The organism is Bacillus pseudomycoides DSM 12442 (assembly GCF_000161455.1).
GTDB lineage: Bacteria > Bacillota > Bacilli > Bacillales > Bacillaceae_G > Bacillus_A > Bacillus_A pseudomycoides.
On the sequence record NZ_CM000745.1, the window covers coordinates 2876449 to 2888685 of the forward strand.

The 12237-nt window shown below is 35.4% G+C and carries 11 protein-coding genes; 9 read left to right on the top strand and 2 right to left on the bottom strand.

What is annotated here, in order from left to right; genetic code table 11:
• The first annotated feature begins 63 nt into the window (after positions 1-63).
• The 8 genes from BPMYX0001_RS14505 (at position 64) to BPMYX0001_RS33145 (ending at position 9078) form a co-directional block, all read left to right on the top strand.
• Entirely contained in the window at positions 64-2154 is a 2091-nt protein-coding gene (locus tag BPMYX0001_RS14505; protein ID WP_006095541.1) for a right-handed parallel beta-helix repeat-containing protein, read from the top strand.
• Between the two features lie 450 nt (positions 2155-2604).
• Positions 2605-3156, top strand: a complete 552-nt coding sequence (locus BPMYX0001_RS14510; protein WP_006095542.1) for an AarF/UbiB family protein — start codon at positions 2605-2607, stop codon at positions 3154-3156.
• Positions 3157-3319: 163 nt separating this feature from the next.
• Entirely contained in the window at positions 3320-3976 is a 657-nt protein-coding gene (locus BPMYX0001_RS14515; RefSeq protein ID WP_006095543.1) for a PIG-L deacetylase family protein, read from the top strand.
• On the top strand, positions 3973-5301 hold the full coding sequence (locus BPMYX0001_RS14520; RefSeq protein ID WP_018781522.1) for a glycosyltransferase family 4 protein: 1329 nt from the start codon (positions 3973-3975) through the stop codon (positions 5299-5301). The genes BPMYX0001_RS14515 and BPMYX0001_RS14520 overlap by 4 nt, the downstream gene beginning before the upstream one ends.
• Positions 5291-6466 carry a carboxylate--amine ligase gene (locus BPMYX0001_RS14525; protein WP_033799024.1) on the top strand — a complete coding sequence of 392 codons (1176 nt, stop codon included), beginning with the start codon at positions 5291-5293 and terminating at the stop codon, positions 6464-6466. The genes BPMYX0001_RS14520 and BPMYX0001_RS14525 overlap by 11 nt, the downstream gene beginning before the upstream one ends.
• A gap of 5 nt (positions 6467-6471) precedes the next feature.
• A complete protein-coding gene (locus BPMYX0001_RS14530) occupies positions 6472-7527 on the top strand; it encodes a phosphotransferase (protein ID WP_006095546.1) in 1056 nt (351 codons plus the stop codon).
• Between the two features lie 38 nt (positions 7528-7565).
• Positions 7566-8894, top strand: a complete 1329-nt coding sequence (locus BPMYX0001_RS14535; protein WP_006095547.1) for a glycosyltransferase family 4 protein — start codon at positions 7566-7568, stop codon at positions 8892-8894.
• A 7-nt stretch (positions 8895-8901) separates the two neighbouring features.
• Complete coding sequence (locus tag BPMYX0001_RS33145; RefSeq protein ID WP_006095548.1) at positions 8902-9078, top strand: hypothetical protein; 177 nt, start codon at positions 8902-8904, stop codon at positions 9076-9078.
• Between the two features lie 218 nt (positions 9079-9296).
• Here the strand turns inward: BPMYX0001_RS33145 and BPMYX0001_RS14540 are convergent, their stop codons facing one another.
• Positions 9297-10358, bottom strand: a complete 1062-nt coding sequence (locus tag BPMYX0001_RS14540) for a DUF3900 domain-containing protein (protein ID WP_006095549.1) — start codon at positions 10356-10358, stop codon at positions 9297-9299.
• Positions 10359-10519: 161 nt separating this feature from the next.
• Positions 10520-10846 (bottom strand): hypothetical protein, encoded by a 327-nt coding sequence (locus BPMYX0001_RS14545; protein WP_018767401.1) that lies wholly within the window; start codon positions 10844-10846, stop codon positions 10520-10522.
• Positions 10847-11252: 406 nt separating this feature from the next.
• Here BPMYX0001_RS14545 and BPMYX0001_RS14550 point away from each other — a divergent pair, with 406 nt between their 5' ends.
• Entirely contained in the window at positions 11253-12164 is a 912-nt protein-coding gene (locus BPMYX0001_RS14550; RefSeq protein WP_018781528.1) for a VanW family protein, read from the top strand.
• Positions 12165-12237: the final 73 nt, after the last annotated feature.

Here is a 12237-nt window from a genome sequence, read left to right on the forward strand (position 1 = left end):
TATAGGGACGATTTCTTTTATCAATGAATATACTATTTTAAGAAAATGAAGGGGTGAAGGGAATTGGATTATTTAATTGAACTAAATCAGTGGGGTATAAAAGAAGGATTGCCCACCAAGCCCTATGCAGATGCTGATTATATACAAGCTGATAAGAATATACAGGGAATAAACAGTGCATTACAATTTGCGGCGGTTAACAATTATGCTGAAGTGATTCTTCCAAAGGGGAATTATGCGATCTGTTACCCTCGTGAAATCGCTATGGTTTCTAATATTGACTTTAATTTAAATGGTTCAACATTAAAAGTAATATATGATTCTAACAAAAAATCACCATTCGATAATAGAACAACCACTGATTATTACAACTTTAAAGGAAATAGTGTTGTTTTTAGCAAAACCACTAATTCTCATTTGTTTGGCGGAACCGTCATTGGATGTAGGGATGATAGGAGTTTCTCGAATCCTTTAGAAGCAGCAATGGAGCACACATATGGAGTTCTCTTTCAAAGAAGCTCAAGTTATTGTTCTATGACAAATTGTACAGTTCGCGATTACATGGGTGATAATGTTTCATTTAGCTCAGATTCTATATATAACTATGGTGAATTTGATCAAGGACTTACATTAAGTGCTTTAGATTACACAACTGGACAACCAATCACCTCGGCTAATACACTCATAACAAAACTGTTAAACATACCTCAAGATTTAACACCAAAGATAAATTCTTTCCTTATAGCTGGCGCAGGCTACGCTAGAAAAACTAATTTAAATACTAAAGAATTGGACATCTTCTTTTACGACAATAGCAACAAATTCATAGGGGTTATGAAGAAAAGACGAATTTATACCGATATTTCTATTCCTGTTACTGCAACTAGGTTTAGATTGCAGTATTACAATGAAACCAACCCAAATAAGAATATGCAGATTACTATTATGTTTGGCGGGATTCCCCATCATAATACAGTGAAAAAGTGTGAAATATATAATGGGCATAGGGGCGGTATTACTTTAGGTGGTAGCTATAACAAAATTGTAAACAATAAAATCCGTGATAATGGAAAAGGTTTGGTTAGGTTTTTGGATGGAAAACCGCTTTTCAATGACCCGACTAGATATTCGATAAATATGGAAGATAGTTATGGGGCAAGCTGTACGATAAAAGATAACGAAATTTACGGTAGTTATCATGGTATCTTAGTCGGGTGTTACGATGTTTTAATAGAGCACAATCACATTTACAACATTGATAATATTGCAATCAATTTGTATTCTCTCGTGCATGCAAACATTAAGGATAACTTCTTATACAACTGTCAAAACAACATTGGCCTTATGACTTCTAATTTCAGTGCGGCGTTTGTGAATATCGAAGGCAACAGCTTTACAGGTGGCATCATGAATGTAACTAGTGATTCATACAGGGTTTCATTATCAAACAATCAATACGTAAATCCTGACATGATTGCAATGGGCGATAATTGCACGTTTGATAATAATTACATTATTTTTACAGAAAATCTAGTTACTGCACCGTGGCTAAAGGCAAACAAAATAAGCAGATGTACCTTTAAATCTGTCCCTATACAAAAGGAAATGACGTTTAAAGTGAAAGAGTATGATAATTGTAGATTCGAAAACTTACGAGTCAGATCTGAAAATCCAAATCCTAAGAATGTAGATGTCTGTGAATTCACTAGATCAGAATTTATTAATTGTGAGCTGAGAAATCATATGTTTAACGGATGCCCCATGAACGTTAAGGTTACTAAATCAAAGCTTATAGATACGACCTGTGAATGCGGTATTACAAATGTGGACAACCAAGTATCATACACGTCATTAGAAGAATGCGATATCACTATCAATACCAAAAATAATCTGTTTTTATCAGATACAAACAGACCCTATACAATTTATAAAGCAGCAAATTGTATAGTCACGATAAACAATACATCTTTTGGTGCCTTATTAGCATCTGGCTCAGCTAATGCAGCGAATGAACTAGTTCTGGAAGGAAATGAGTTTGTTTATACAGGCTCCACACCTCTGAATTTAAAATACTATACAAATAAAAATCACATACGTAACTTTGTTGATTCAGACAATATTTTTACAAATATCACTTTACCTACTGTTTCCTAATGAAGACTAAGTGTATGTGAAGCAATAAAAGAAACCGGCTATGTAATAGGAGTCGGTTTTTAATACATAACGTATTTATTCCATGTTAAGCGGGGGCAACCGGTTTAATAGGGTCAGTCGCCCCCGGGAATCGCCTTATCTCTATCAATCTAAAAAATAAACTACCTCAAGATGAGAAAAATGAATTTCGTTGCTATAAAAGGCACAAATTTCTCGTTTTGGGGATATTTGCATTTCTTAGCTTGATGGCAATGGGATGAAGCCCCCACTGATCAAACTTTCACTTTATTGCATTTCAAGGTTTAAAAATAATATCTATTAAAAAACCATATGAATTGAATCAAGTTATAAAAATATATATTAATCTAGGTTACATATGTAAGTGATGAATCATAGAATATGAGGTAATACTAGTGCAAAAACACGAAATACTTATTAAGGAGCGATCAAATGAAGACATACTTTAATAAAAGAAGAATAAGCAGAAGAGACTTGAAGGAATATAAGCTCATTGGGGATGGGAAGGATGGAGAAGTATATCAATTAACTCATGATAAATGTGTGAAAATGTTTTTCCTGGAAGAAACTCGAAAAAAAGAGTTGAAAGCTCTGGTAATTGGACAATCATCACCTATTATTCCACGACTTTATGAATATGGAGAAAATTATATTGTCATGGAGTATATACATGGAATTTCACTTGCACGTCACTTGAAAAAAGAAAAACAGATCACTGAAGAATTAACTGAAAAAATATTAATAATGTTGGATGAATTTAAAAAGATCGGATTTACCAGATGGGACACGGAAGTAAGACACGTTTTAATAAATGAAGAAGGTCAGTTAAAAGTTATTGACCATAAAAGAGCTTTTACCTCAAATAGCAAGGCTCCTATTAAATTATTAAAGGGGTTTAAAAAATTTGGACTGTCACAGGATTTTTTAAACTATGTGAAGAATATACCTTCTTCTGCTTATAATACATGGGTGAAACATAGATAAAAAACCGAACGACCTGGGCCATGCCCTGCACATGCTTAAGGAAGGGGACTTCTGTTGGAATACTGTTAAAAGATGATAAACAATAGAGCAAGCTCTCCGCTAATGACCGTTTCTTTTTGTAGCATCAATCATAAGTTAAGTAGTACAAGGAGTGATAAAAATAATGAGAGAGTGTGTTTTAGTCATTGGTGCTCACCCTGACGATGAGCTATTAGGAGCCGGCGGGACTTTAAAAAGACTAGTAGAAAATGGCTATCGGGTAATTTCAATCATTACCGCTTTAGGAAGAAAAGAGGAAGCACATCACATACAGCAGCTAAGCCGGTGTGCAAATAAGGTAATTGGTATTGAAGAAGTGATATTCCTCGAGCATGCTAATTTAGAGTTAGAATTAATTCCGCTGCATCAGTTAACGAAAGAAATAGAACAATTAATACAGACCTATAAACCGAGTAAAATCTTCACCCACCATTATGGAGATGTCAATATTGATCATTTAATTACTTTTCAAGCGGTTTTGACCGCGACTCGACCTCTGCCGAACCAAAAACCGATAGAATTAATTACATTTGAAACGGTTTCCTCTAGTGAGTGGAATATCCACACGAATGATAAGGCTTTCAAAGCTAATTATTTTGTCGACATTACAGATCAAATGGATTCAAAGATTGCGGCGCTCAAACATTACGATGTAGAAATGAGAGATTTTCCTCATCCTCGTTCATATGAAGGAGTTCAGTATTTAGGAAGAGTTAGAGGAATGACGATTGGCGTACAATACGCTGAAGCGTTCGAAGTGGTAAGGAGGATATGGCGATGAAAAAGAAGCCTATGTTTCCATATCCCTATGTAATTAAAGAAATGGATAAATATTTTGGAATTCATTCGTTCTCATTTCAAAAAAAGAAGAATGAAATGTATGAACGTTATACAAATACAGGGCCAAAGACGGTCCGAAAGAAAAGCCTTTCTATATTAATTGCTACGTTTTGGGACTATCCTCATACTGGAGGTTTATCTAATTATATTACGGCACTTAGTGAAGGGTTAAGACAACAAGGACATCAAGTTGACATTATCTCCCCTAATCAATTTCCTCGGAGTAAAGTAGAGACCCTGCGTGAAGTAATTGTTCCCAGATTAAAAGATTTCTTTAATACACGTTATGGAAGTTATAATAGCATGATTTTGAAAAATCACAGACATATGTATATCTATGAAAGGATGCTTCTTCACAATATCGACTTAAAAAAATATGATATCTTCCATGCGCAAGATTTGTTTACAGCGAATATATTAGGAAGAATCAATGTATATTACGGAAAACCTTTGTTGTTTACACCCCATGGGATGTTTACCTTTAACCGGCTGAAATTTGGTATATTTAAAAAAGGTTCGCTGGAAGAAGTCTATTATAAAACATTAGAAAGAAAGGCCATTGAATTTGCCAATCATCTCATCATTCTCAGTGATTCATTTCGTGATCCGTTAATGCAGCTAGGGACCAAACAAGAGAACATGACAACTGTGCTTACAGGCATTGATTACCCTGAGAAGTATCGCACAAAAAATACATCAGCACACAAGAAGGTCGTTATTACATGTGTGGCAAGATTAGGCCCAAGAAAAGGCCATAATGTATTATTTGACGCACTTTCAAAGCTGAAAAGAAAATATACTGATAACATTAAAGTGCTCATTGTCGGAGATGGTGAGATGAGAGACACTTTAGAAAAGCAAGTCGATTCTTTGGGTCTTTCCATGGTGAAGTTTTTAGGGGCAAGGGATGATGTGCCAAACATTTTAAGCAAAACCGATATTTTTGTACTTCCAACCTTAAACGACAGCCTGCCTATTTCTATCATTGAGGCCATGCATAGTGGAGCTTGTGTCATTTCGACAACATCGGGAGGCATACCTGAATTGGTGAATCACTCCAAGACAGGCATTCTAGTCGCTCCAGGAGATACAGATAAACTGGCACGTGCATTAAAGTTCGTCATTGCAAATCAGCAAGATCGGGAGCAGTTGGGTGAAAATGCAAGAAACTTTGCTAAAAAGCATTTAACTAGAGAGACAATGACAGCTCATATTGAAAAGATCTACAAAAAGTATTTGAGTGAGGAAGAATTCTATGAATCATGAACACGCAGCAGTTGTACTGGACTTAAGTGCCAATGGAATCGGAATCATCAGAAGCTTAGCGAGAAAAGGGATCAACGTTTATGCGTTCGATATAGAGAAACCTTATAAGATAGGAAAATCACGTCTTGCTTCATGTGGAGTATGCCCAAGTCCTTTATCAGAAGAAAAGGAATTACTAACTTTTTTAATCAATTTGGCTAAAGAATTTAAACTGAAACCGATTTTGTATACAGGTGCGGATGATTATGTGGTGTTCATTTCAAAATATCGAATGGAACTGTCTAACTACTATTTATTTTTGTTTCCTGAACATTCGCTGATTGAAGAAATACTGGATAAACACAAAATGTATGAATTAGCAGTGAAGCATAATATTCCATGTCCTAAAACGTATGTGATCGAACATAAAGAACAAATGGAAGAAGCGATATTGGCCCTCGATTTCCCATGTATATTAAAGCCGACTTTGGGCCATGAGTTTCGAAAAAAAATAAATAAAAAGGCCATATTCATAAAAGATCCAGATCAACTAAGAAATGAGTATGAATTGTATCGACAGCATGGAAAGCTCATCATTCAGGAAATCATTCCTGGCGACAATCAGCATTTTTATAAAGTGGCCACTTTTTATGACGACAATATGGAGCTACTAGCGTTATTTTCTTTGCAAAAGAATCATCAATTCCCAGCTGAATTTGGAACGGGAGCTCATATTGTTAGTAAACAAGTTCCAGAATTGGTGGATATGTGTTTACCATTTTTTAAAAAAATGAACCTTAAAGGTATTGGTATGGCAGAGTTTAAAAAGGACCCCCGAGATGGGATTTATAAGTTTATTGAAATAAATCCTCGTTTTTGGTTAACGCATAGCTTGACAGGACCTGCTGGCGTGGATTTTGTTTATATGTATTATTTATATTTAACCAAGCAAAACCCCGGGCCGAGGCTCAAACAAATAGACGGTGTCAAATGGATTTATCTTGTGCGGTATTATTTAACGTTCCGTCACAAGAAAAAAAGAGCTGAAATGACGTGGAAAGATTTTTATGAAGGTTTGCGAGGCAAAAAAGAGTTTGCTTTGTTTGCATGGGATGATCCAATGCCATTCATTAGAAGTGCGTGGTCTCATTTGAAGAACGCCTGGAAACAAAAACGAAAGGAATGAAAACGTTGTACGAGGCAAAAGTATTATTCCATCATTTTGAGAAGTTGAAGATTTCAGAAAAGCTTTCTTATTCAATGGCCGAGAGGGTTGTAATAGACCCTGCTAAAATCGAGTGTCTAAAATCAACAACAAGAATGAGTATCTACAAATTATCTCTTCGAAAGAAAACGAATCATTATCCCATTATTTTAAAAATATATCATTCAACAAACTATAAAAATGAAGTAGAGATTAATGTATATCAGAGAGCTTATCCTATATTGAAAGAGTTTCTTCCTCAAATATACCATGTTGAAAAAAACGGAAATGACACCTGGATATTCATGGAATTTGTTCAGCAAGTACGCGGCCAGATCACCTTCTCCCCGAAACATTTTGACTACATTATCCCCACAGTTGCCAAACTTCACGCACACACATTTGAAGACAATTTTAAAAAGCATAAAGATGTTTGGAAATCTTGGCTTCCTATTTATGAATCAAGCCACATGAGAAGTAATCGAGCCAAATATATTGGAAAGACGATTGCTTTTCTCGATGACGCAGCGAAAGACGACCGGTTAAGGGAGATCATTAAACCCTATCATAAACCGTTAATAAAACTATGTCATAAGGGACCGGATTTTTTCCCGAAACTATTTGAAAATGGTTCATCTATAACGCATGGTGATCTTCATATGCAAAACATATGCAGCAACAATGTGACACCGGGTGCACCATGGAACATCCAGTTTATCGATTGGGAGTCCATTAAATATGCACCCGTCTGGTTTGATATGGTTGTTTTAGTCGAAATATTATTAGGTTTCAGAAAAGATTGGCAGAGCCATGCAGAAGAAATTCGCACGCATTGTGTGAAATTATATACAAAACAAATGCAGAAGAATGGCATTCAATTTAAAACGGCTCCAATTGACCTTTATAAAATGGCGTATTTGCAGAGAACATTAGAAAAGGGATTGCATACCCAGCTACGAAGAATATTTGATAACCGCGGTGGCGAGCTATTAACGTATCATCTTGAAAGAGTTTCAACTTGGGGAAGAGAATTAGGTTTATAAGATAAATAAAATTTTCACATTAGTAGAGTTAGGAGGAGATGCTTCTGAATACAATAAAGGAAGAGCGAAATGAATACATCTGTCCCTTCCATGCGAGCCTGCTAAAAGTCATGGATGAATACTATAAAATAGATAGTAAAAAGAATCATTTAATGGAACCATTTCAGACATTTGGAATCAAAAAGAATCGCATACCAAGTAAAACAAATAAACTAAAGATCCTCTACGTAACGTTTTTGCGATATCCAAATACTGGAGGGTTATCAAATTATATTACTTCCTTAAAAACAGGTTTTGAAAAGTATGGTCATGACGTAGATGTCATCTCACCTACTCAAATGACAGCAGTTCATCTAGAGCAAGATATCCCGCAGGCTGCCGAACATGCAAGGGACTTTCTGCTGCAACGATATGGTACAGTTAATGAAAAAATTATAAAAAACACTAGTTTCATGAACGTGTATAAGTCTTTCTTAAGAGGAAGAGGTCTAGAACAATATGATGTGTTTCATGCACAAGATTTATTTTCTGCCTTTTTATTAGGACAACTAAATCTAGAATATAAGAAACCTCTTTTTTTTACACCGCATGGACATTTTACAAAAAGCCGGTTAAAGTTCGATAAAATAAAAAAAGGATCAATTGAGGAAGTTTATTTTAGTGAAATTGAAAAACAGGGAATAAGAGCATCTGATCAAATCATAACGATCAGTAATTCTTTTCATTCCCCTTTAAAAGAGTATGGCGCAAAGATAGAACAACTGGTTACTGTTCATACAGGCATACATTTTCATCAAGCTTCTATACCTAAACAAGAGTATGATGATAATCTTGTAATTTCCTGTGTTTCCCGCCTTTCTCCCAGAAAGGGTCATGACATTTTTCTCAAAGCGCTCTCGCAAATTCAACAAGATTTATCTAATGTAGAAATATGGATTGTTGGTGATGGTGTCATGAGAGAAAGACTAGAAGACCAAGTACTACAACTTGGTCTCGACAATATCAGGTTCTTTGGCAGAAGAACAGATATACCAGAAATCCTTTCCTCTTCTGCTATCTATGTCTTACCTACCATTAACGATAATTTTCCGATTTCAATTATTGAAGCTATGTTTTCTCGTCAAGCTATTGTTACAACAAATTGCGGTGGTATACCAGAAATGATTCAAAACGGAAAAACAGGGATCATTTGTGAACCGGGAAATGTACAACAACTTTCCGATGCTCTTAAATTGCTTTTAGCAAATAAGAGTCTTCGTGAACGTTTAGGAAGAAATGCTCAGGAATATTCACGACAACATCTAACTCAAGGTGGGATGATTTCAAAGATAGAAAGAATCTATCACTCTTTTATAAGCGATATGTAGAACATGTATGGAACGTCGTAATAAAAGAAATGATGCCTCAATCTATAAAGGAGAAATTCTTCATAGCCAGTTAAATAATAGTAAAGCGATTGAAGTATTAAAATGGAAGCCTGCTTCAGACGTCTCATTTGGTTTAGACCAAACGATTTCTTACTTAAAGAAAGCAAATCAAAGTAAAAGCTGACTTAAAGAAATTTGTATGTATGAAGAATGAATAGATAACTCATATGTGAGGAGCTAGTGTATTTGTCAATTGAAAATCCAGCCATTTTGTCATTAAAAACCCAGCCACTTCTTCGAAGTAATTGAAGAAGAATGGCTGGGTTTTTAACGATTATACGGGCTGACTTTTAGATTACCAAATACAAAAGTCGCTTTAGTGACACTAAAATTTCTTTTATTTTACGTCTTACTCGCAATCCGCTCCATTACTTTCTCTAACTCATCCGGCTTCAAAAACTCAATAGGAGAGAATCCCTTCTCAAACGTAAGTGTATCCGCCTCAATCATTAGTACATATTTATCATTAACCTTGGCAATATGAATCTGTTCCCCAAAATCTGCAAGCAATGCCTTCACAGAAATATGATCTGCCTTTAGCTTTAATTCTATCTCAGGGGTATGCTCCACAATTTGCGCTGTAGCTTCCATTACTTCTTCCGTTGTGAAATGTTCCATAATTTCACGCTTAGGACTGGCGGCCCATACTTCCATCGCTTGGTCGAATTGTTCTCGTTCTTCCGTACCTTCTTCAAATACGTCTTCGATTTGGTCGTATACCATGTCCATAACTTGTGTTTTCATAATTTCTGGCATAGAGCGTTCGTATTCGACGAATTTTAAGAAATCCTCAAAGTAGCGTGCGTGTGATGCTTGGTGGATTTTTAGTTCGCCAGGCTCGACAATGCCTTCTTCTGGCATGTATGGGTATTGAATAGATTTCATATTTTTTGTCGTAATTGCCATTTCAACGTTGCGAATAAGTGTTGTTTCGTCGGAAATGGAAGCAACTTTTGGCTCGAAGTCACACTTCATAACGAATACGAATGGATCGTCAAAGTATTTCCTCAGTTTTGCTTGAGTAACTAAAAATATACCACCGCGTACTGCACTTGTATCGATATATGTATAAACGAGAGGTTCACTCATATCTTTAAAATTCTCTTTCGTTTCTGCAAAACGGATACGATTAAATAAATTATAATGAGGGTTGGAATCGAATTCGTGCCCAGTTTCTACAATAAATCGACCAATCTTTGTTGGGGCTTGTTCGGTTTTTGCATGACGTTCTACTTTTCGTTTAGATATTTTTAATAATTCACCATCTAAGAACTCTTTTAATGGGCTGTCCTCATATTCTTCAGCATCTAACGTTTGAAAATGTTTATATCGCTTATCTGCTTGTTCACCTTTTCCTTCTACTTGTACGACATAGAAGGAGAGGAAGTTTATTTCAAAATCCATATTTATCACCTTGTTTCATTTCATTGACTCTTATCAGTATAGAGATGGAGAAAACTTTCGTCAATTTAATAAAATAAAACGGATAACAGAGGCTTACTATCTGTTAATTTGAAATATAGGAAGGGAGAGTCCCTTCCTATATAGTTCTTTGTTTTACTAATTTAAAATCCATCCTCAAGTGCTGAAAATGGAATGTTTAGTCGATTCTCTACAGTACGTAAACGCTGATTTAATCGATTGAGTCTACGTGTATGACGTTCTACTGTCTGCTGAAGTTGATTTACTCTTTGTTCTAGCTCATTTACTCGTCTTTCTAACTGACGGCCGCCACTACCTGGAAAGGAAATTGGAATTTGAAATTGTCTATTTGGATCATATGGATCAATTTGTTCTGTTTGTTCTATATATGGTTGATATTGCGATTGCCCGTCATATGATGGTTGATAGTTATAAAGGTTGTAGGGGGCATATGAATTATAGGGATACATAAACATCCTCCGTTCTCTAAATTTGCTTGAATTCATCATAATGTATGTGTAAGAGCGGATAGGTGGCACGGCAAATACCTATTTTGAATAGGGTGCTTCATCAAATGTATTTAAGAGAATTTGTGATAAGTTTTTATAAATGAGAATTGCCTATGAAGAATTCCAAAATATTAATGTATTAAAATTGTTTTTGAATAATCATTTGGTATATACTGGTTAAATAAGAGGGGCATTACAAACTTAAGTTTTTTAAGTAAATATGTGTAGACATTTCTTAAAGAAAAGAGTAATTTTAATATAGTGGAAATCAAATTGTAATATTTTGTAGTCATATTGCAAAGTCATGTAATCATACATACATAAAATTGAAAACAAAGAGTAATGGTAGGGAAAAGGAGAGAGTATATTGTTACGTAAGGTACAAAGTATAGTAATAGGGGCACTATGTGTAAGCATAGTGAGTGGATGTGGTACAAAAATAAGTGAAGTTTCATTAGTAAGTGGCATAGGAGAGCATGCAGTAGAAGCTAAGACTGGTGTCAATGAAAGTGTAAGTTTAGTAGATGCTAGAAGTGGTAAAGAAGTAAAAAATGTTAATATAGCAAGCTTAGGTTATTTTGAAGATGAAAATAAGTTTAAAAAAGAAGTAACGAAGGTTGCTAAGGAAGTCGGAAAAACTATTGATCAAAAGATGGTCCCTTCTCGTATGGCAAGTGATGGAACATGGCAAGAAGGTAAGCCTTCTTATGAGTTAATGGAAAAAGAGCTAGTAGATAAACTAATGAACGTAGGAATGTGGGATTCTTCGTACCAACTACCAATTGTTGAGAAAAAACCTGTAGCGAAGCCGGAAGATGCAAGTGGAAATGGTGCAGTTTTAGGAAGGTATGAAACAAACTTAGGTGGTTCTACAGGTGGTAGAATCGAGAATATTCGTTTGTCTGCAAGTAATATTAGTGGTGTCGTATTAGGAAAAGGAGATCGTTTCTCTTTTAACGCATTAATTGGAGATACAACACCAGACAAGGGGTATCAGTTAGGAAAAGAGATTGTTGACGGGAAACTAGTAGATGGTTATGGCGGAGGAGTATGTCAAACATCTTCTACTCTTTTTAATGCTGCAGATCAAGCTGGTTTAAAAATGGTGGAGAGAACTACACACTCCAAAACAGTAGGATACGTTCCACAAGGCCGAGATGCTACAATTGCATATCCATATTTAGATTTAGTGTTTGAAAATACAAATGAAGTGCCTGTGAAGCTTTATATGAGCATAGAGGGTGGAAAACTTGTTGCTGAGGTACGTGCAGCAAGATAAGAATTACCGTACATAAAAGTCTTATAGATTCAACTAACGATTAGTGGAAGATTAGGGGAATCTCCACTGATCG